This is a genomic window from Halalkalibaculum sp. DA384 (assembly GCF_043951955.1).
Taxonomy (GTDB): domain Bacteria; phylum Bacteroidota; class Rhodothermia; order Balneolales; family Balneolaceae; genus JAMQKA01.
The window spans coordinates 1-23,242 of sequence record NZ_JBINJE010000018.1 but is presented as its reverse complement, the minus strand read 5'-3'; the positions used below and the strand labels follow the sequence as shown (position 1 = coordinate 23,242).

Here is a 23,242-nt window from a genome sequence, read left to right as displayed (position 1 = left end):
AGAAGTTCTTCGGTGTTTGAAAATAGAAACCAATCTTACAAGGTATAAAATATATCCAGAATATACTTGATCAAAGGTTGTTTAAGTGTCAGCGGAGGATAGGTTGTTACACAGATGTTAGAAGATTTGAAAAGTGGGGTGCTTATATTTATGCCAACTGGTATGCATTATATAAAGGTGATGTATACTTGCAAATTTAAGATTTACCATAAAAATGGAAAGCTTTATGAAGATGAATAGTTAATTCATGATGTCTTACCAGTTTTAGTTTTCTTAAATAAGCACTCAAATATTTCTGTTCACTTTTTAAAAAAGTTGCTTCACCAACAAGGTATTTAAAGTATATTATCCTCTGTTATAAGAAACTTTACCATTTCCCTCACATAAAAATATTAGTTGTTAAAATAGTTTTAGTATTGGGGAATTTCCAAGTAGCCATTCTTCTTAAGATCCTATTTAATAAAGTAGGCTAGTTAAAAGCACTACCCATCAAGTTTTTACTTGATATATGAGTAAAAGGGGAAATTCAACTAAAAATTTGAAAAAATGAAACAACGAAACAGTTGTGGGACTATGTGGTTGGAAAAGTTTATATCGGAATATGCTTTAAGGAGTATCCTATTTTTACTATTGGGGACGTTAGTTACTCTTGCTACAAATAATTATACAGTCGCCTTTCAAGTAAACCAAGCTGAGACTGTCAGTGGAATAGTGACAGATGCCGAAACAGGTGAACCTCTTCCCGGGGTTAATATTATTGTGAAAGGTACAACAATTGGCACCACTACAAATACAGAAGGTAAGTACTCATTTGACGTGCCTTCCCTAAATGATACGTTAGTAGTTTCTTTTGTTGGTTACCAAACTGAGGAAATAGCAATTAATGGTCGACAGACAATTAATATAAGTTTAACTCAGACTACAGTTGGTAGTGAAGAGTTGGTAGTAGTAGGGTATGGTACTCAGGAAAAAGTTAATCTAACCGGATCTATTGGTACAGTTTCTTCAGAACAGATTGAAAATCGTTCGATAAGCTCCGTTGAAGAAGCATTACAGGGAGAAGTGGCAGGATTAAAGGTTTTAAGAACAACTGGGCAACCAGGTAACCAGAATATTGATTTACAAATTAGGGGTACCAGTACGTTCAGTAATAATCCGGTGCTGGTACTAGTAGATGGAGTTCCATCTTCATTAGATAGAGTTAATCCTAATGATATCTCAAATATTAGCGTTCTGAAGGACGCAGCATCTACAGCCATTTACGGTTCACGAGCTACTGGCGGAGTAATACTGGTTGAAACCAAATCGGGTCAGAGTGGTGACCTAGAAGTTAATATAAATAGTTCAATAGGAGTGCAGAGGCCATCCCGATATCCTGAAAAAGTATCTGCATTAAATCATGCTTTATTATCAAATGAGGCAAGAGCAAATGATGGGAATTCCCCGAAATATAGCCAAGAACAAATAGATCGATTTTCTTCCCCGGATTGGGAGGATAATGTATGGGATGATTTCTTGTTGAGGGATGCTCTTCAGACAGACCATAATATAAGTATATCAGGAGGGAGTGAATCTCATAGTTACTATATGTCGGTAGGATATCTTAAACAAGATGGTATTGTTATAAATTCTGATTACGAAAGAATAAATATACAATTAAATCAGAATTTTCAATTAACTGATCAACTGAACATTAGTTTTAAAGCTGGCTATATACCTTCAGATAGAACTGCCCCTATAGGGTTAGGAAATATACTTACCAGTGTGCATAGGCAAAATAATATCGATGCTTATAAAACATCTGATGGTAGATGGCTTGCGAATTCTACTGGGACTGGAGGGTTTAACCCAACGGGAAATGCCTTAGCACGAGGATCAGAAGATGGAGGTGAAGAGGTTTTTGAAAGTAATAGAATCACAGCCAATGTAAATGTTGATTACGAAATTTTTCCAAATTTAGAACTTACTGGTACTTATGGACTGGAAATAAATAATAATAAGCTAAATGAGTTTGAAAAAAGACTAACTTTATATCAGCAAGACAATCCTGATCAAGTTGCGGCAACATCTGAAAGTAATTTTTACCGTGTAAATAATTCTGATGATATACTTCAGACCACTAGTTTAATAGCAAATTATCAAAATACCATTAATGAGAATCATAACTTCTCAGTGTTAGCTGGTGGTACAGCAGAATGGTTTGAGCAAGAGAATGATTTCGTAGAAACAAGAGATTTTATTACAGAACTTCGGGCAATTAGTGCGGGTACAGGGAATACAACTTTATGGAATATCTCTGGCGGAGCAGGAGATTGGGCTCTGGCCTCACTAATTTCCAGGGTTAATTATTCATTTGATGATAAATATCTATTTGAAGGTAGTTTTAGATATGATGGCTCATCACGATTTGCCGAGGACATTAGATGGGGTTTTTTCCCAGCTGTCTCAGCAGGTTGGGTCGTATCCCAGGAAAATTTTATTGAAGACAGTGATGTACTCACATATTTGAAAATTCGTGGCTCTTGGGGACAAGTTGGAAATCAAAATGTTGCGGGATTTTATCCCTATATAAACACTCTTTCTCAGGACGTGTACTTTTTTGGTGGATCTCCTCAGAGAGCAGTTGCTACTGCTGGCGGTGCTAATCCAGATTTGACATGGGAGACTAAAGAAACTTTTAATTTGGGGATAGAAGCGAGTTTGTTTGGTCCTCTATTTGAGTTTGAACTAGATCTGTTCAAGGAGAGAACAGAAGATATACTTTTACAACTACCTTTACCTACAACTTTCGGTCAACCGGAACCGGTTCAAAACGCTGGAATAGTGGATAACAGGGGATGGGAGCTGAGAATACAGCATAGAAATAACTTTGAAGATTTCAGTTATGGTATTTCATTTAATATTTCTGATGCAACAAATGAAGTAGTGGATATGGGTGGTATTAGTCCCGTCATTCAAGGAAATACTATAACAGAAGTAGGTCACTCCATGAATGATTGGTATGGATTACTTGTCGATGGTACTGTCAACGAAAATAATGAAAACAGCTTTTTCCAATCAGATCAAGAAGTTGAAAATAGTGCAACTGTAAGTCCCCAAGTATCTCCTGGAGATATAAAATATCAAGATATAAACGGAGATGGTGCAATCAACAGTGAAGATCGAGTCAGGCTGGATCGTTCAGATCAACGGTTTCCTTACGGTATCAGAATTAATCTAAATTACAAAAACTTCGATTTTACTGCATTTGGGCAAGGTGTAATGTTTAACAAGGTATGGAGCAATGGCTGGACTGCTCAGATTTTTGATCGGGAGATTTCGACACTCCGCACTTTTCATCTAGACCGGTGGACCCCTGATAATCGTGATGCTAAATTCCCTAAGCCAAGAATGGGCAGTGGTTCTTCCGATGATGGCATCAATGACCGGTTCTCTAGTTTTTGGCTAGAAGATGCCTCCTATTTCAGGGTAAAAAATATTGAAGTGGGATATAGTATACCCAGTGATATTATGTCTAGGATGAATTTGAAACGTGCACGAGTTTATGTGAGTGGTGAAAACTTATTCACCTTTACTGATTATCTGGGTTATGACCCAGAACAGCCGACAGGGACAGGTTCCAGATTACTTGAAAGTCGGTATCCACTAGCGAAGGTTTTTAGTTTTGGAATTAACCTCAACTTTTAAATCCATTGAATGATGAAACGACTGTTCACAAGTTTTTTTGGGTTAGTATTTGGAGTTTTGGCAATTGTCTCCTGCGAAGATTTTTTAGGGAGGACACCTCTCGATACCCCTTCTTCAGAAACCTTTTGGCAATCTGCGGATCAGGCTGAGATGTGGGTTAATAATCTCTATAATGGGCTCGGAGATGTCTCAGAAGCTTATTTTGAAGGATTTAGTGATAATGCTCATGGGCGTGCAGGAGCTTCCGCAAATAATATTGCAAACGGAACCTTTGAACCCAATTCTTCCACAATAGAGGGAAATTGGAGTTACAGATTTATAAGGTTATGTCTTGAATTTTTTGAAAATATCGAACAGGTACCCGATATCTCACAAAGTAAAATGGATGAATTGTCTGGACAAGTGAGATTCATTCTTGCTTATAGATATTATAAACTAATTACGCTATATCGTGATGTACCTTTGGTGACCGAACCTTTAAGTATAGAAGAGAGTGATGTGGGTAAAACATCAAAATCGGAAGTTTTGGATTATATTCTTCAGCAGCTTGATATGGCTATTCAAGAACTGCCTGAAACGTGGCCACAAGCACAGACTGGCCGCATTACTAAAGGAGCCGCACTTGCTTTAAAATCCAGAGTATTACTCTATAATGAACGATGGGCAGAAGCCGCGGAAGCTGCCAAACAAATAATGGATTCGGGGATTTATGAATTACACCCGAATTTTGATGAGTTGTTTGTGAGTGACTTTAATAACCAGACCGATGAAGTAATTTTAGCCAGACAGTATGTTGAATTTCAAGAAGAAAGTTTTCTAAATCGAATTTACGAACCGGTTTCTCACACCGGTTTTGCACTTGTTCTTCCAACCGATGATTTGCAAGCTTCATTCAGAATGGAAGATGGATTACCTATTGATGAATCGCCATTGTACGATCCCACTAATCCTTTTGAGAATAGAGATCCAAGGTATTATGATACTTTTCTCTGGCATGGAGAGGAATTAAATGGGAAACCACTTGATCTTACAGGATCAGAATTTAATTTCGCAAGAACATACATCTATTTCAAAAAGTATACACAGGAACCTAATGAAAGATGGCAATCTCATGTGAACTGGAAATTGTTTCGATATGCGGAGGTATTGTTGAATTATGCTGAAGCTAAAAATGAGGCTTCTGGTCCTGAAGATTCAATTTATGACGCATTGGATTTAATACGAGAGCGTGCAGGTATGCCTCTCGTCGATAGAAATCGATACAGCGATCAAGAGTCATTACGCCAACTCATTAGGAATGAGAGAAGAGTTGAGCTAGCAGGAGAGGGTTTACGCTACTTTGATATCATTCGATGGAGGATTGCCGAAGATAAAATGAATATAAACCTTACAAGCATGGATCTTTCAAACTGGGAGGATGGTCCAGTTGATGAAAATGGAGATCCGATACTTACCGAGAGACCAATAGAGCCAAGGACGTTTGATCCGAGTAGGCACTATGTATGGCCCATTCCACAGAATGCTATTGATCAGTCTACTCAGTTAGAGCAGCATGCCGAGTGGCAATAGGATAATAGAATCTTATTTGCCAAGTAATGTTTCATAAAAAGCTGCTAGTAGGTTGTGTTGTCATTATATCAATGAGCGGTATAACACAACCTGCTTTTTCACAAGATCGGGAAAATAGTTGGTTCCGTGGTAACCTGCATACCCACAGCTTTTGGAATGGGGGACGCGATTTTCCCGAAAATATTGCAAAATGGTACAAGGACAATGGATATGACTTTATCTCTTTTACAGAACACAATACTATTCAAAAAGGAACGAAATGGATTCCATTACCTCAAGGCCATTCTACAATTGAAAGATACCGTAAAAATTTTGGAAATGATTGGGTGCAGATTAAGCATGCAAATGATGATATCGATAAAGGGGATTTGCCACGCTTTATCGAAGGTAGTAAACCTTATATACAGGTTCGGGTAAAACCGTTAAGTGAATATAGAACCTTATTTGAAGAAGCCGGTGAGTTTTTACTCATGAACGGAGAAGAGATAACTGATCAGCATGGGGTGCATGTTCTAGCCAATAACGTTGATGAAGTAATTCCAACTGTAGGGGGGAGTTCTAATGAACGGGAGCGGATGTTAAGAAAAATAGTAAGTATGGTTGATACCTACAGGAAACGGGGTGAATCTAATGTCTACCCAATATTAGCACATCCCAACTATAACTGGAACATCACTGCTGAAATGATAATGAATACGCAGAACCTTCGTTTTTTCGAAGTATATAATGGAGTTCCAGAAGCAAATAATGAAGGTGATACAATTAGACCGAGTACCGACCGTATTTGGGATATCGTTTTATCTTTTAGGTTAGGAAAAATGGATGTGCCACTTATATATGGGATAGCAACTGATGATGCACATGATTATGACGGAGGAATTGATGGTAGAAATGTTGGACCTGGAAAAGGTTGGGTTATGGTTCGCAGTAAGGAATTAACTTCTGAATCTATAATGAACTCACTGAAAGAAGGGGACTTCTACTCTACTACTGGTGTAATATTAAAGGATATACAATTTGACGGAGAGTCCATATGTATCGAGATAGAACCCGAAGAAGGTGTAAGTTATTCAACAAAATATATTGGAACTAGAGATGGGTTTAAATTGAAAAGTAAGCCTAGACTAGACTCCGACGGTGAGAAAATATCTAACGCTACACGAGTATACAGCAAGCAGATTGGTAAAGTACTTAAGAAAAGTGAAAATATTCGTTCTTGCTACAAATATTTGGATGAAGAATTATATGTGAGAGTGGTTATTGTTTCAACAGCAAATCAAATAGATCCTTTTACCCGAGAAGTAATTGGAATACAAAAGGCTTGGGTACAACCAGTTATACCGGGTAAAAGCTGAAAGGAAAAAAGAGATCGTATGTATACCAAAACATTTTTCTACTTAACAGTCTTATGTATTTGGTGTTTCTATAGTAGTTCCGGTTATGCTCAAAGTAAAAATATTAATAAGCCCAATATTGTAATAATTTTGGCCGATGATCTTGGTTATGGAGACTTGGGAGTGTATGGTGGTGAGGCCAAAACACCTAATTTGGACCGTCTTGCAAAAGAAGGTATTCGCTTTACTGACTTCCACAGTAATGGAGCTAATTGCTCACCAACTAGGGCAGCACTACTTACTGGTCGTTATCAGCAAAGAATAGGAATTGAGGGAGCACTCGGAGAAGATGCATTGGGTTTAGGCGCTCCGGAAGCGAAAGATGAAATTACTATTGCAGAATATCTTCAAGAAAAAGATTACAGAACAGGAATTTTCGGCAAATGGCATTTAGGATACAACTTGAGACAAAGCCCGATTTATTTCGGTTTTGACGAATTCCGAGGAATGTTACATGGAGCTGTCGATTATCATTCTCATGTTAATACTTTTGGTCGATTTGATTGGTGGTACAATGATAAACGTGTTAAAGAAGAGGGGTATGTTACTAATTTAATTACAGAACACTCTCTTAAATTTATAGAATCACATCAAGAAGATCCTTTCTTTTTGTTTGTATCACATTTAGCTATTCACTTTCCATGGCAGACACCTGATGATGAATCACATAGGGAAGTAGGGAAACGCTATAGGGCTGTTAGTGGAGATTTGAATAGGTTAGGCCCCCATACACCGGATGAAACCGGTAAAGTTGTGCAAGAGATGATTGAGGTGATGGATTACAGCGTTGGAAAAGTCATAGATAAGTTAAAACAGCTAAATATTGATAACCGTACGCTGGTGTTTTTTATGTCAGATAATGGAGGAATTACTGAATATAGAGGTGGTTATACCGAAATTTCTTCAAATGCTCCCTTACGTGGAGCTAAACATTCAGTTTATGAAGGAGGGCATCGTGTCCCTGCTATTGCTTGGTGGCCAGGAATGATTGAGGAAGGTATAGTTACAGATGAAATAGCTATGACTATGGACATTCTACCAACAGCATTAGAGCTGGCGAATATTAAAAGACCTAAAGAAAATGGGCCCAATTCACTGGATGGAGTTAGTTTACTGCCTCTACTTCTGAAGGAAAAGTCTCTGTCATCACGCACTCTCTTTTGGCAAACAAATGATAAATCAGCAGCAGTAAGAAAAGAAGAGTGGAAACTTGTAGTTAACTCCAATGAAGATGAAAACTCATCAGAACTCTACAATCTTAAAATGGATATTAATGAGAGTAATGATTTATCAGAAGGCTATTCAGATTTAGTGAAAGAGTTACAAAATAAATTAAATACATGGCGGCAGACAGTAAATCAAGAATACTAAAATACTAAATATTATGAAACTGTTGAATACTAAATTAGCAGGACCCATCAGTACTATAAGTATGGTTTTCTTCATTATAATGATAATGGGATGTGAGAAAAAATCCGATAATTATCCGGATCCAGCTACAAATCCAGAATCACCTGTAATGCTAAAAGGTGACTGGTTTGATCATCCTCACGATATTGACGCAGATCGTCTACCCCGTGTCCCCAAAGAACACGTGGTGATCAGCGATGTAACGGATGAAAATGGTGTAAACCAGCATAATTACTTAGTTCATTATAATGATCGTTTTTGGGCAATGTGGAGTGACGGCCCTGCCATTGAGGATCGTGTCGGACAGGTAGTAAAGTATGCAACAAGTGAAAATGGGTTGGATTGGAGTAAACCGGAGTTCCTGACCGATTTTCCTCCGAATTCCGGACCAGATTCCCCTCATTACGGTAAGCGTTCCAGCGAAGGATATCGTTACATAGCACGTGGTTTCTGGGTACGGGAAGGTGAACTGTTGGCCTTGGCCTCACTGGATGAAGCCGGGGACTTTTTTGGTCCAAGTCTTGAACTTCGTGCTTTTCGGTGGAATGATGAAAAAGATACGTGGGAAGATTATGGGCAAGTACATGACAATTCGATTAATAATTTTCCTCCTAAACAACTACCAACCGGTGAGTGGTTAACCTCACGTCGTTCTCATGACTATAAAGAAAGAGGTGTTGATTTTATGGTGGGAGGTGTAGAGGCATATGATCAATGGGAAACATATCCAGTTTTAGGATCAAATACCGAGCTTGCTGCTGAAGAACCCTACTGGTGGATATTGCCTGATGGGGAGAGTTTAATGGCGCTATTTCGTGATAACAATCGTAGTGGTTACTTATATCGTTCATTTTCAATAGATAATGGGCGAACCTGGAGTAAGCCTGTTCAGACTGATTTTCCTGATGCCCGATCAAAGTTTCACGGTCTGCGCATGAGTGACGGGCGATACGTTTTGGTCTCAAATTCACATCCCAAAAACCGTGATTATCTCACGCTTGCTATCAGTGATGATGGAATGGTATTCAACGAGCTTTATTATTTAGTGGGAGGCCAACAAAATGGAGTTGATTATCCAATGGTTATGGAACATGAAGGATACCTGTACATTGCTCATTCCGGTGGATATGGAGGTAGAAAGCAGTCGGTTGAGGTCCAGAAGGTCCGAATTTCAGATCTGAATGATCTTGATATGTCACAAATGAAATGAATATAAGTACTTAAACAAGTTTTCATAATCAAATAGTCGGGAATAAAATATGCAAAAACTGAAATATTTGACATCTATTCTTCTAGTGTGTGCTTCCTTGATGATTTTCTTTGATAATTCTAGTGCACAAAATTCAGAATACCCGGATCCGGTAAAAAATTCTGATTCACGTCTGATGCTGTCCGGTGATTGGGTTCCGCATGACACCCATAATATTGCTTTTGATAAGCTCCCTAAAGTTCCATCCGAGCATTCCATCGCTAGTGATGTCCGCTATGCCTGGGGCACCAAGGTACATCAACACAGTTATCTTGTGTATTATGATAACCGATATTGGGCAATGTGGAGCGATGGGCCCGGCTTGCCGCGTGAAGGGGTATCTGCAGAAAAGCATCGAGACGTAGTGCCAGGTCATGATCGGCCAGGACAATTGGTTTCTTTTTCGACGAGCAAAGATGGAGAAAACTGGAGTGAACCCAAAGATCTTGCCGGTCCACCGGATACAGGTTTCGGTTGGATAGCACGCGGATTCTGGGTACGCAATGGGAAGCTTTTGGCCTTGGTCACCCGGTATAATGCACCAGGTTATCGGGGAAAAGGCTTACAGTTGCATGCTTACGAGATGGTAAAATCTACTAAAGAATGCAAGTGTTATGACTGGAAACACCTTGGAGTTGTTGCAGATAACGCGATGAATAATTTTCCTCCGAAAAAATTGCCAAGTGGTGAATGGTTAACGTCTCGACGAGACAGTGTAGGCAATGTTCACATGCTTGTCGGAGGTACCGAAAGTTTCGACCAGTGGGAATCATTTTCTGTGATAGATTACCAGGATGAAGATCTTCATGCTGAAGAACCCTATTGGTGGGTACTACCTGATGGAGAGAATTTGGTTTCATTGTACCGGGATAATAAAGGAAGTGGTTATCTATTTCGGGCATTTTCTACGGATAACGGTCGTACTTGGTCTGATCCGGTTCGTACAAATTTTCCGGATGCCAGATCGAAGTTTAATGGAGTGCGGCTGCCTGATGGACGATATGTACTCGTCTCAAATGCAAATCCTGACGATCGTGATCCGCTTACTATCGCCATAAGTGATGATGGATTAGTGTTTGACAAAATGGGTTATCTGGTTGGAGGACGTCATGTAGATTATCCTCACGTTATTGAACATAATGGACATATTTATGTAACCTTTGCAGGTGCTAAACAGACTGTAGAGGTGTTAAAAATTGATATTTCTGATCTGGATAATCTTGATATGCCGCCAAAAGAGGAGCTGATCAAGAAGTAGTTTATAAATCTTTTCATTTTGAATCATCATTATATTTAGGCTTGGACTTATCCATACGAACGTCTGATGTAGTTACTGTTTTAATTTATCTGTTGTGTATGATTGCGGCTGGCTTCTACTTTGCCCACCGTAATAAAACAACGGAAGATTACTTTGTCGGGGGACGGGCTTTTTCAGGTTGGGTGATCGGTTTATCGATGCTTGGGACGATTGTGAGTTCTGCAACCTTTCTTGCACTGCCTGCTGCAGCTTATGTTCTGGATTGGAGGCAGCTGACAGTTAATTTGGTTGTTCCCTTTATTGCAGTTCTGGCGGTGGTCATTTTTATTCCTTTTTTCCGTAGAGGTAACTTGACATCAGCGTTTGAATATTTGGGTGAACGCTATGGAATGATACCAAGGATGTATGGGACTTTTAGTTTTGTCATTTTACAGCTTATTAGGATGGCTCAAATCTTGTTTCTTGTTTGTTTAGTAATTCAGTTCTTGACTGGATATCCAATTGTTTGGGTAATCATAGCAACTGGATTATTTATAGGTTTTTATACCGTAATGGGAGGAATTGAAGCTGTCATCTGGACTGATGTTCTACAGGCCATCATACTGCTAATCGGCGGTGGACTATGCATTTATTGGATAGCATTTGATCTTCCAGGTGGTATAGAACAAATCATAAAAGTAGGAAGCGAACATGACAAGTTTAGTCTTGGATCTATGGATTTTGATCTTAGTAGACGTACATTCTATACCGTATTTATACTGGGTATAATAAACTGGTTGGGAATTTTTGCGGGAGATCAGAATATGGTACAGCGATATGCTTCAGCTCGATCCACAAGGGAGGCTAGAAAAGCAACTATCGTTTATACGGCAATTGCGCTGCCAATGTGGACACTCTTTTTTTTCATTGGGACAGCTCTATTTGTTTTCTATTTGTATAGTCCCGATACAGTTGTAGCAACTCTGGAAGCAGATCAAATTCTGCCATATTTCATTCTAACCGAACTTCCTCCATTTATATCAGGTATCATAATCTCAGCAGTTATTGCGGCAGCCATGAGCACCATGGATTCTGGTATAAATGCTATATCTACAGTCAGTGTAGTTGACCTTATGAAACCTTGGTTGGCCAAAGGGAAACTCGACTCATATTACCTGAAATCTGCACATTATATAGCTGGATTTGTGACTATATTAGTCATCCTCGGTGCCATCCTGTTTAGCCAAATGGAAAAAGAAAGTATGAACGATATTAGTTTAATAGTGGCCAGTGTGTTCGGTGGTTGTTTAATGGGACTTTTTATAATGGGATTCTTTACAAAAAAAGTGGATGGGACCTCTGCAACCATAGCGTTGATTATAGCAGTAATTTTCAACATCTATCTTGGGATCAGTGCTCTTGGAGTTTTGCCCTCTAGTTTGGCAATCCCGGTTCATAGTTATTGGATAGGGGCATTGGTAAACGGTGCTTTTATCGTCTTGGCATATGTGATCGGAGGAATACGTAAAGGTGACAGGAGATCTTTAAAAGGATTGACGGTATGGACAATGAAAGAATCTGAGTAATAAAGTTTTATTAATAAGGTCATATTGCTTTTAAATGGTACTTTCAACAGAAAATTGAATTTATTTTGTAATTAAACCTACTTATGAATTTAAATTCGAATAGTTTCTCAATTATTGTGGTGGGGGGAACTCCGGGAGGAATTACAGCAGCAATAACTGCAGCCAGGCTGGGACGAAAAATTGCTATTATTGAAGCACAAGATCATATAGGCGGGATGACCACAAGCGGTTTAGGAAAAAGTGATGTAGAGCAAAAACAGTATATAGGAGGACTATTTCTAGAATTTACTAATCGGGTGTACCAGCACTACCGTGATACCCTTGACCCAGATTCAAAGGATTTGGAGTTATGTATGGAGGGGTATTATTACGAACCTTCGGTGGCAGAAAAGGTTTTAAATGAAATGATAGAAGAAACGGGGGATATTACGGTCCTTACAGGACATAGACTCAAAGAGGTGAAGTTGAAAGACTCTGCCGTACAAAATATTATAATTCAAAAAAAAGATGAGGAAAGTCTACGTACATTAAAAGCTGAAATCTTCGTTGACGCCACTTATGAAGGAGATTTATATGCAAAAGCAGGTGCTGATTATAGAGTTGGCCGGGAAGCAAGAAGTGAGTATGGTGAACCTCACGCAGGGATAATTTATTATGATTATGAAAATGGTGAAGTTCTACCAGGTAGTACGGGAAAAGGAGATAATGGTATTCAGGCGTATACCTATAGGTTTTGTCTCACAACGGACCCTGATAATAGTTTTATATTGGAAGAACCACCACCTGAATACAATCGAGAGACCTATACCCCATATTTTAAAGATTTGGAAGCCGGCAGGCTTAGTGCTCCAAAAGATTTTCATGAGGGCTGGGGTTACTACGCAGACCATTTCGACACCTTGGTAAGAGCATTATCAGTTACAGAATTACCAAATTCAAAAATTGATGCAAATATCAATCCACGTCCGCTAGCTTTTCCATTCCCTGAAGAGAATGAGGGATATATTGACGGAGATTCAGAAGAGAGAGAAAATATAGCAAAGCGACATCGAAATCTTTCTCTTGGGTTACTTTGGTTTTTACAAAACGATAAAGAAATACCGGAAGAGCATAAAAAAATTGCACAGCAATATCATCTTCCGTTAGATGAGTTTGAGGATAATAATCATTTTCCATACCAACTTTATGTGCGTGAAGGCAGGCGTTTAAAAGGGGAATATACAATCACTGAACATGATGTAGCAATTACTGAACAATCACCTGAATTTCAGCATCATGATGATACCATAGCTGTTGGAGAATTTCCTATTGACAGTTTTCCAGTACATAAGAAAGAGCGAGAAGATCAAAAAGTTCTAGAAGGATATCTGGGGATGCTGGCACATCTTACTAGGCCTTACGAAATACCTTACCGATCAATGATTCCTCAGAAGATTGATAATCTAATTGTACCGGTTGCATTGTCGGCTACACATGTTGGATTTAGTTCTATACGTATGGAACCTACCTGGATGACCCTTGGACAGGCTGCTGGTGTAGCGGCACATATTTGTTTGAAAAATAATCAGTTGCCCAGAAATGCTTCTGTTTCAGAGATCCAAGAGCTACTGGAAAAGCAGGGCCAGGTTTTGGATCCAAAATTAAATGACGAATAATCATTTAGATTAAAAAATTCAAGCAATTATTATGACTGCTAATTTCAGTTTAACAAATAAAATTATAGCAATAACTGGGGGCTATGGTCACTTGGGAAGGACAATAACCAAGAATTTTTTGAGCTATGGTGCTAAAGTTTGGGTGCTTGGACGAAACAAGGACAAATATGAAATGGCATTTAAAGATCTAAAAGAAAAAGATAGTCATAGACTCTTTTTTGCAAATTGTGATATATCAAGTACTTCCTCAATACGAGCGGCATTCAAATTGATTTTCGAAGAGTCAGGTAGCTTCGATGTATTGATTAATAACGCTTTTTACATGGGTAATCGAGAGTCAATGATGGTAAGTGATCAGGATTGGAATACAGGAGTAGATGGGATTTTAAGCAGCGTGTATCGATGTATTCGCGAAGGGATTACTTATCTAAAAGAAAGCCCTTCCGCAAGAATTATAAATGTTGCATCGATCCATGGAATGTCTGCTCCTGATTTGGATTTACTAAAACCACCTCATTACGGTGTTCCCAAGGCAGGTGTAATACAACTGACAAACTATTTCGCAAGTTTTCTGGGTAAAAAAGGAATAAATGTAAATACTGTTACTCCGGGTCCATTTCCCGCAGATGATGTTCAAAAAGATGAAGCTTATTTAGATAAATTAAGTCGGGAAACCTGTCTAAACCGAATTGGTAATCCAGAAGAAGTTGCTGGTGCATTTGTATTCTTAGCCTCGGATGCATCCAGTTACATTACTGGTCATAATTTAATTGTTGATGGAGGATGGACTGTAGGATAAACCTAGTTTTAAAATTCAATATAAAATAGTGGTTGTGTATATATGTATAGGCATTTATTCGTAAATGTATTATTAGCAACTTTGTTATTAATTAATAATCCAGAATCTGGGGCTTCGGCCTCACTATTTGGGGATACAAATAATCAAAAAGAAGAGCCATCCCATCCTAATATAGTTTTAATTGTTGTCGATGACTTGGGATACGGAGATCTAGGTATATATGGCAATAATATTCATGAGACACCAAATATTGATCAGTTGGGAAGAGAGGGTATGGTCTTCACTGATTTTCATTCCAATGCTCCAGTCTGTAGCCCTACGAGAGCGGCTTTGATGACAGGACAATATCAGCAACGATCTGGTGTAGAATACGCAATAGGTTTTAACCAGGATATCGGAATGCCATTAGAGAAATTAACAGTTGCTGAACTATTAAATGATGCGGGATATAAAAATGGAGTGTTCGGAAAATGGCATCTAGGGCACGTAAGAAACTATGGACCGAATGATCAAGGTTTTAATCAGAGTATAGTAAGTAATAATACCCCTGATTACCATACACATGTATCAAGAGTTGGTAAGTATGATTGGTTTAAAAACCATGAAAGATTCAAAGAACCTGGTTATCTCACTAATTTGGTTACTAAACATTCTCTTGATTTTATACAGGATAATCGGAAAAATCCATTTTTTTTGTTTATCTCGCATATAGCAGTTCACTTTCCATTTCAGGGGCCGGAAGATCCACCACATCGGAAATTGGGACAAATATGGCACGAGACCAAATATGGCCCGTTACCGGAGAGTCAATATCGGAGGGCATATCGGGATATGTTAGAAGCAGTGGATAAAAGTGTTGGACAAGTAGTGGATAAACTTGACGATTTAGGGCTTCGAGAAGATACTTTAATATTTTTGACATCTGACAATGGAACATATTCTTGGGTAGGTAGTAATTATCCATTACGTGGTCAGAAGGGAGATCTTTTTGAAGGAGGACATAGAATCCCCGCTATTGCAAATTGGCCAGGGTTTGTACCTGGAGGTGTTATTTCAGATGCGACTTCAATAACGATGGATCTTACACCAACTTTTTTATCTATAGCGGGAGTTACTCCTCCTGAACATCTAACATTTGATGGTTTAGACTTGAGCCAGGTATTGTTAGAAAATAAAGATATCTCCGATCGAACGCTGTATTGGAGATTTAATAACTTTTACGATAACACTAAAGCCTATGCAGTACGTGATAAAGGTTGGAAGTATTTGGTAGATGAAGAGAAAAGGTATCTTTTTAATTTAAATCAGGATCTGACTGAAAGTAATAATTTGATAAAATCATATCCGGACAAAGCAAAACATCTAGAAGAGTTATACGAAGAATGGCTAAATACTATCGAAAAGTAAATTAATTTCAATAATTTTGATTATTTAGACTTATAGTTGGCTTGCAAAACCCTTTTTATCACAAGTTGTCATTGCTAGCATACGAATGGCATAACAATATTATCTTGGAAGACCCGCCCGGATAGTCTTCATATCCAGCCGTGATTCAATTGGGCAACGGAATGGTTCACATTACTTATATTTGGAAAAGAAAGCGGATAACACAGGTAGTACTGGGTCTTGCTAAACTTGATTACTAGAATTAGTTTGTCAATACTGTCTTCGATTTTTTCCTAAACTCACTGGGAGTCATCTTTTTTAGCTCTTTAAACTGGGTGTTAAAATGAGCCAGAGTGTTATATCCAGATTCGAAGCAGATTTCGGTTATTGTTTTGTTGGTCACACTTAGCAATTTGCAGGCATATCCTATGCGTACCTCCTTTAAAAATTCAAAGAGAGTCTGTCCTGTTTTGTTTTTAAAATATCTGCAAAGAGAACCCGGGGTAATATTGACAAGCTCTGCAACTTCTTCCAGTGATATATCATGCTGAAAATTCTTAAATACATATTCATAAATTTTGTTGACTTTCTGGAAATCTGATTGGTTAGCTTGTTTAATATAACCCGGTGTGGAAAGGTACTCATAGTCCTCAATTTCTAGTAGTATGTTGAATACTTTTAACAGTGCTATCAGGTTATTTAATCCCTCCAATTGCAGCATCTCCTCCATGAGTTCCCGGACTCTTATAATTTGGGAACCTTTGAAATGTAATCCCTGAGCTGCTTTATTCAACATCTCTCGAATGGGTTCAAGTTCGGGGACATGTGTAAAGACGGAGTCTAATAAATTCTCCTGAAAGTGAATTACTATACATTTTGGACTCTTGTCATTATAGGTCCCTTTTACTTCCCAGCAATGTGGTAGATTGGCCCCCATAAGTACCAGATCTCCCGGATGGAAACTGGAAATATTATCTCCAACGTATCTTCGTCCCCATCCTCGTTTGATGAAATTTAACTCACAATTACAATGTGTATGAACTTTTGAAGTATGTGATCCCAAATCATGTTCTGTTATTTGGAATGACTTTTTTTCAGGTACAAGTATTCTTTCAACAAGAAAGTCCATAGGAGTGAGGCCTTAACTTCAGAATGGTATTAAATTCAATAAAATGTTAATATAGTTTAATTTTTAGTGAAAATTGATTAAAAAGTAATTGTATTACCTTATTTATTATAATAAAATTAACATATAAATAAAATTTGTGCGACAAATTTATCTGGCAAGTTTTAGGTTTACTGGGTAAAGGGATACTTGTATTAATATGCTGTTCTGATCTGATTTGTTACTTATATCATTTAGTGAAAATAGTTTAACCATTAGGGAATTTCCGCGTGGTTTTTTCCCTGTATGATTATGTAATTAACTACTGATTTATAAGAGAACCGCATGGAGCCATAATTTTTAGTACAGAAACCAATTTTATTAAAATGAGAATGATAATCGGTTGTTTAATTTTAGCTAAGCAAATATGACAACCATAGATGTAGTTATATTTTTTGGCTATTTAATAGGGATCACCATTTTTGGCGGTTCGATTTATAGGGAAAATAAAACCTCATCTGCTTTTACCCTTGGGGACAATCAAATCTCAGGCTGGGTGATCGGGATGTCAATATTTGCGACCTTTGTTAGCAGTATCAGTTATCTTGCCCTGCCGGGTGAAGCCTATATGGCCAATTGGAATGCGTTTGTCTTCAGCCTCTCCATTCCTATTGCGATCGTGGTTGCACTATACGTTTTTGCACCACATCATCGTAAAATAAATAGTCCGTCTACCTATACATATAGGGGGAACCGACTTGGTTCTTGGGATAGGAAGTATGTATCCACCTATTACTTTCTCACCCAGTTAATGCGGATCAGTTTGAACTTGTACCTGTTAGCACTGGCTATCCATGTCATTTTAGGGTGGAATATTGCCACAATAATTATCGTAACGGGACTTACAGTCATAATCTATTCAGTACGTGGGGGAATTCAGACCGGAGTATGGCCTAGTGCAATACAGGCCATTATTCTCTTAGCAGGTGCTTTCTTTTGTATCGGATATATCCTGATTTATTTGCCGTATGGTCCAGAACAGTTATTCGTGGTTGCAATGGAGCATACTAAATTCAGCCTGGGTAGTTTCGATCTGAATGTATTTGAATCCGCGTTTTGGGTGGTCCTGATCTATGGCTCGTTTATAAACTTGCAGAATTATGGGATTAATCAAAATTATGATCAGCGATATGTAGCTGCGGAGAACTACAAGGAGGTATGTTGTTCTGTCCTGTATGGCGGACTCCTTTACATACCTGTTGCTGCATTTTTCCAGTTTATTGGTACAGTGCTGTACACGTTTTATGGGAAACTTCCTGCTGATTTGGTGGAAGCCAGCGGGAGGGACCATATATTTCCATATTTCATTTTTGATGAGCTTCCGGCGGGTATTACAGATCTCCATTGCCTCTATTTTTTCGGCGAGAATGAGCACGATTTCAACCAGCCTGAACAGTTCGGCAACCGTATTCCTTACTGACTACTATGAGCGATTCTTTTAGCGTGAGGCTACCGACAAAGATTCAATGCAGGAGGTACTGTATATCTCCTCACTGTTGGTGGGAACCGTTGGAATAGGACTTTCTTTGATCAATGTCACTAGTGCACTGGTTGCCTGGTGGAAACCCTCATCGATATTCAGTGGGGATATACTCGGAGTATTTCTGTTGGGCATATTTTTACCTCTAGAAAGAATGTAAAAGGCTCAATAGCAGATATACTAGTAATATTATGGCTGAGCCTCTCCAAATAATTTCAACCTAGAGGCAACGCTGGTCAATCAAATTTATTCAATTTAACAAATTCTTGGAACCACCGTAATCTTTCTGGTTGGATTGTAAATTTTATTTATAAAAGGCAGTTCTAAATCTCCTTAAGTAATGAAAATGCCTATACCCGTGTATCTAATTATGCATTTATAATAATTATAATTTATAACAATATTTCAGTTTAATATGTATTGTATTGAAGGAATAGTCCCCCCAATGATTACTCCACTTCTAAATGAAGATGCATTGGACCATAAAGGAATAGAGAAGTTGGTAGATCATCTCATTTCCGGAGGAGTAAATGGTTTGTTTCTTCTGGGGACTACAGGTGAGAGCCCAAGTTTAACGCAATCACTGCGCTATGAATTATTAGAAATTGTTTGTAGCAGGGTAAATAGCCGTATCCCTGTTTTAGTAGGGCTATTGGATACTTCTTACAAGGAGTCTGTTGATTTGGCAGAAAAAGCAGAGGAATTAGGTGTGAAAGCAGTGGTACTGGCCCCTCCAAGTTTTTATAAAATAAATCAGGAGGAGTTGTACAATCTGGTTGTTAATATGCTTGATGATATTTCCTTACCAATGTATTTGTACAATAATCCTGGTGTTACGCAAGCCTCTTTTGACTTGGAAACGGTGGGTAAACTGTTAACAAGAGAGGAAATCCTGGGAATTAAAGACAGCTCGGGAGATATGAAATACTACCAGCAATTGATGGAGTACACGCAGAATTCAAATACTGCTTTGTATATGGGACCGGAAGAATTATTAATGGAGTCACTGCTTTTGGGCGGTAACGGAGGAATTCCAGGGGGAGCTAATATCTTCCCAAAATTATATGTCAACATGTATACATCTGCATCATCTGGAGATTTGAAAAGGGCACTGGTATTACAGCGAGAGATCATGAAAATAAGCAAAGTAGTGTATAGCGGAGCTGGATATGGAGCCGGTAATGTGATTAATGGCATTAAATGTGCGCTAAAAAGCCTGGATATTTGTAATGATTATGTTGCCAAACCACTTAGTCAAGCTGATGCTGAGAAGGTAGAAGGAATCAAGAATTCAATTGGTACTATACTAACAACTGTGGAAGACTTGGAATCTGAGGTTGAAAAATAAATTAACCTTCTTAATAAAATGTCTGGTACGTATTTCATAGGCTGTGATGTTGGTACCGGCTCGGCCAGGATTGGCATATTTAATCAGGTGGGTGAAATGGTTGCCATGCATTCCCATACTATTAAGATTTGGCGTCCCAGACCAAACTTTGTTGAGCAGTCTTCCGATGATATATGGGATGCATGCTGTAGGTCAATAAAGGAGGTGCTTAATAAAAGCGATATCAGACCCAAACAGGTAAAGGGTGTAGGCTTCGATGCGACTTGCTCATTAGTGGCTTTAGGAGAATATGACAAACCAATACCGGTAAGCCCAGATGGGCCGGATCATCAAAATGTAATGGTGTGGATGGATCACAGGGCAAGTAAAGAAGCTGATGAGATTAATAATACCAATCACGAAGTACTCCGCTATGTGGGTGGAACCATCAGTCCGGAAATGGAACCCCCTAAGCTCCTGTGGTTAAAAAGGAATAATCCGGATACCTGGAATAAGGCAATCAGGTTTTTTGACCTGGCTGACTATTTGGTGTATAGAGCTACCGGAACTGATGTAAGATCGGTATGTACGAAGACGTGCAAATGGACCTATCTGGCTCATGAAGACCCGGTTTCAGAGGACAATGTAGGCAGGTGGGACAATAGCTATTTCCACGGAAACCGATCACCCAGAGCGGATCCTTCCCTGCTTGGCAGTATTTGTGGATTGCGCTTGTCGAATACTATAGAAGACCTGGCACTTAAATATTTGGCCACCATCCAGGCCATAGCCTATGGTACCCGTCACATTATTGAGACTATGAATAATAATGGGTATTCAATTGCGAAGATAATGGCCACAGGCGGGGGAACGAAAAATGACCTGTTTCTGAAAGAACATGCAGATATATGCAGATGTGATATTATACTACCCAGGGAGAGAGAAGCAGTTTTGCTGGGCGGTGCCGTTTTGGGTTCTGTTGCCTCAGGACATTACACGTCTGTTACTAAAGCCATGGTGGAGATGAATCATGCGGGAAGAAAAATCACTCCTGATAATAATGGGGTGCAAGCATATCACGATGCTAAATATGAGGTGTTCCTGAAGATGTATGATGACGAAATTTCTTATTTCAACATTATGGATCAGAAATTGCAGAAAGCATAAAGACAATTTAAAACAACGAGTTCAACTATGTCTGAAGTAACAATTTCAAAGACGATGGAACCGCACCAGAGATTAATCGGATTACAGCCGAAAGTAGGAATACGACCCGTTATTGATGGCAGGGAAGGAGGGGTTCGTGAGTCAATGGAAAATCAAACCATGAATATGGCTAAACGAGCGGCTGAGTTTGTATCTGCGAATGTGACCCATGCCAATGGTCTGCCGGTTGAATGCGTTATTGCGGATACCTGTATCGGAGGGGTGGCTGAATCGGCTCAGGCAGCCACGAAATTTGAGGAAGAAGGTGTTGGTTTGACATTAACCGTTACCCCATGTTGGTGTTATGGCTCAGAAACGATGGACATGGATCCGTTGCGACCGAAGGCCATTTGGGGTTTCAATGGAAGTGAGCGCCCCGGTGCCGTGTATCTGGCGGCAACTAAAGCGGCACATGATCAGAAAGGGTTGCCCGTATTCAGCATTTATGGGAGCGAAGTACAGGATAAAGATGATGAAACAATACCGGAAGATGTCCAGGAGAAAATTTTACGATTTGTAAAAGCTGGATTAACAGTCGCCCAGATTAAAGGTAAATCATACCTCTCTATTGGTTCCGTCTCAATGGGTATAGCCGGATCTATGATACAGCAGGATTTTTTTGAAGACTACTTGGGAATGCGGTGTGAGTCGGTCGACATGTCGGAACTGACCAGGCGTATTGAAGAAGAGATTTATGATAAAGAGGAGTTTGAACTGGCCATGCAATGGGTGCAGCTGTACTGTGAAGAAGGAGAGGATATAAATCCTGCCGATAAGCAGTTTAGTCGAGAGCAAAAAGATAAAATATGGGAGACCGTTGTAAAGATGACACTCATTATTCGGGATCTGATGGTTGGCAATCCCAGCCTGGAAGATATGGGCTATGGAGAAGAAGCGCTGGGCCATAATGCAATAGCGTCCGGTTTCCAGGGACAACGCCAGTGGACCGATCATTTTCCAAATGGTGATTTCTCAGAAGCGATATTGAATTCCTCGTTTGACTGGAATGGAATCAGGCAAGCCTACATCGTGGCTACGGAAAATGATACGCTGAATGCTGTATGCATGTTGTTTGGGCACCTGTTGACTAATCGGGCTCAAATTTTCGGGGATATTCGTACTTATTGGAGTCCTGATTCTGTAAAGCGAGTTACTGGTAAAGAGTTAACAGGAAGAGCTAGTAACGGAATAATTCATTTTCTTAATTCGGGATCAGCAACACTTGATGGAACCGGCCGACAAACGAAAAATGGAGATCCGGTCATGAAACCATATTGGGAGATTGAACCTGAAGAGGCCGAGGCATGCCTGGAAGCAACTCGATGGTGTCCTGCGAACCAGGAATATTTCAGAGGTGGAGGTTTCTCCTCTCAATTTCTTACAAAAGGCGAAATGCCGGTAACCATGACGCGGATTAACATTATAAAGGGACTGGGACCGGTTTTACAGATTGCTGAAGGATTTGCTGTGAACATAGATCCTGATATTCATGAAACATTGAACAGGAGAACTGACCCGACTTGGCCAACCACATGGTTTGTACCAAACCTGACAGGTACCGACGTCTTTAAAGATGTGTATTCAGTAATGAATAACTGGGGAGCCAATCACGGGGTTTTGAGCTACGGCCATGTTGGCGATGAATTTATTACACTCTCTTCTATGCTTCGAATTCCTGTAGCCATGCATAACGTTCCAAGAGAACGCGTTTACAGGCCGAGTGCATGGGCGGCTTACGGTACTAAAGACTTAGAAAGTGCCGACTTCCGGGCATGCAAAGGATTTGGTCCATTATATGAGAAATCGTAACTATTTCAAATAAATTTCTGATATCATAACCTTTTCTCTGGTATAGCAATTATCGCGGCAGCAATTTGTTTATCCAAGGGTTCCTCGGTAGGCAAATTTTCCCATAAGTACTGCAAATCCTTTTTTTCGATCGGATTTTTTAAAAGCCACGACTTTAACTCTCTAAGGCTGTTAATATTTCTGCCTCGTCTGGAGAGTGTAAATCTAACTCTGTCTAAGTTTAGTAATTCAAATCTCACTAACTTAGACAATTATGACACAAGAAGAATTAAATAACCTGCAA

General features: G+C 39.2%; 15 protein-coding genes. 14 read left to right on the top strand and 1 reads right to left on the bottom strand.

The genetic code is table 11. The annotated features are described in order from the left end of the window. Positions 1-546: 546 nt before the first annotated feature. The 10 genes from ACG2E4_RS11315 (at position 547) to ACG2E4_RS11270 (ending at position 15,993) form a co-directional block, all read left to right on the top strand. Positions 547-3,687 carry a SusC/RagA family TonB-linked outer membrane protein gene (locus tag ACG2E4_RS11315; RefSeq protein WP_395276622.1) on the top strand — a complete coding sequence of 1,047 codons (3,141 nt, stop codon included), beginning with the start codon at positions 547-549 and terminating at the stop codon, positions 3,685-3,687. Positions 3,688-3,696: 9 nt separating this feature from the next. Next, positions 3,697-5,256, top strand: coding sequence for a RagB/SusD family nutrient uptake outer membrane protein (locus ACG2E4_RS11310; RefSeq protein ID WP_395276621.1), 1,560 nt, complete (start codon positions 3,697-3,699; stop codon positions 5,254-5,256). A gap of 26 nt (positions 5,257-5,282) precedes the next feature. After that, complete coding sequence (locus ACG2E4_RS11305) at positions 5,283-6,611, top strand: hypothetical protein (RefSeq protein WP_395276620.1); 1,329 nt, start codon at positions 5,283-5,285, stop codon at positions 6,609-6,611. Positions 6,612-6,629: 18 nt separating this feature from the next. Beyond that, positions 6,630-8,021, top strand: coding sequence for a sulfatase-like hydrolase/transferase (locus ACG2E4_RS11300; protein WP_395276619.1), 1,392 nt, complete (start codon positions 6,630-6,632; stop codon positions 8,019-8,021). A 13-nt stretch (positions 8,022-8,034) separates the two neighbouring features. Continuing rightward, the gene (locus tag ACG2E4_RS11295) at positions 8,035-9,270 is read left to right on the top strand and encodes an exo-alpha-sialidase (protein WP_395276618.1); all 1,236 of its coding nucleotides are present in this window, start codon (positions 8,035-8,037) and stop codon (positions 9,268-9,270) included. 49 nt (positions 9,271-9,319) lie between these two features. Further along, the gene (locus tag ACG2E4_RS11290; protein WP_395276617.1) at positions 9,320-10,567 is read left to right on the top strand and encodes an exo-alpha-sialidase; all 1,248 of its coding nucleotides are present in this window, start codon (positions 9,320-9,322) and stop codon (positions 10,565-10,567) included. Positions 10,568-10,608: 41 nt separating this feature from the next. Continuing rightward, on the top strand, positions 10,609-12,132 hold the full coding sequence (locus tag ACG2E4_RS11285) for a sodium/solute symporter (RefSeq protein ID WP_395276616.1): 1,524 nt from the start codon (positions 10,609-10,611) through the stop codon (positions 12,130-12,132). 83 nt (positions 12,133-12,215) lie between these two features. Beyond that, on the top strand, positions 12,216-13,787 hold the full coding sequence (locus tag ACG2E4_RS11280) for an FAD-dependent oxidoreductase (RefSeq protein ID WP_395276615.1): 1,572 nt from the start codon (positions 12,216-12,218) through the stop codon (positions 13,785-13,787). A 31-nt stretch (positions 13,788-13,818) separates the two neighbouring features. After that, complete coding sequence (locus tag ACG2E4_RS11275; RefSeq protein ID WP_395276614.1) at positions 13,819-14,586, top strand: SDR family NAD(P)-dependent oxidoreductase; 768 nt, start codon at positions 13,819-13,821, stop codon at positions 14,584-14,586. A gap of 42 nt (positions 14,587-14,628) precedes the next feature. Next, on the top strand, positions 14,629-15,993 hold the full coding sequence (locus ACG2E4_RS11270) for a sulfatase-like hydrolase/transferase (RefSeq protein WP_395276613.1): 1,365 nt from the start codon (positions 14,629-14,631) through the stop codon (positions 15,991-15,993). Between the two features lie 241 nt (positions 15,994-16,234). Here ACG2E4_RS11270 and ACG2E4_RS11265 read toward each other — a convergent pair whose 3' ends face one another. Beyond that, the gene (locus tag ACG2E4_RS11265; protein WP_395276612.1) at positions 16,235-17,101 is read right to left on the bottom strand and encodes an AraC family transcriptional regulator; all 867 of its coding nucleotides are present in this window, start codon (positions 17,099-17,101) and stop codon (positions 16,235-16,237) included. Between the two features lie 403 nt (positions 17,102-17,504). On the opposite strand from ACG2E4_RS11265, the gene ACG2E4_RS11260 reads away from it, so the two are divergent. The 4 genes from ACG2E4_RS11260 to ACG2E4_RS11245 all read left to right on the top strand — a co-directional run bounded on the left by ACG2E4_RS11260 (position 17,505) and on the right by ACG2E4_RS11245 (position 22,959). Next, complete coding sequence (locus ACG2E4_RS11260; RefSeq protein ID WP_395276611.1) at positions 17,505-18,557, top strand: hypothetical protein; 1,053 nt, start codon at positions 17,505-17,507, stop codon at positions 18,555-18,557. Positions 18,558-19,032: 475 nt separating this feature from the next. Beyond that, positions 19,033-19,965 (top strand): dihydrodipicolinate synthase family protein, encoded by a 933-nt coding sequence (locus tag ACG2E4_RS11255; protein WP_395276610.1) that lies wholly within the window; start codon positions 19,033-19,035, stop codon positions 19,963-19,965. Positions 19,966-19,983: 18 nt separating this feature from the next. Further along, positions 19,984-21,111, top strand: a complete 1,128-nt coding sequence (locus ACG2E4_RS11250) for an FGGY-family carbohydrate kinase (RefSeq protein WP_395276609.1) — start codon at positions 19,984-19,986, stop codon at positions 21,109-21,111. A gap of 27 nt (positions 21,112-21,138) precedes the next feature. Beyond that, on the top strand, positions 21,139-22,959 hold the full coding sequence (locus tag ACG2E4_RS11245) for an L-fucose isomerase (protein WP_395276608.1): 1,821 nt from the start codon (positions 21,139-21,141) through the stop codon (positions 22,957-22,959). Positions 22,960-23,242: the final 283 nt, after the last annotated feature.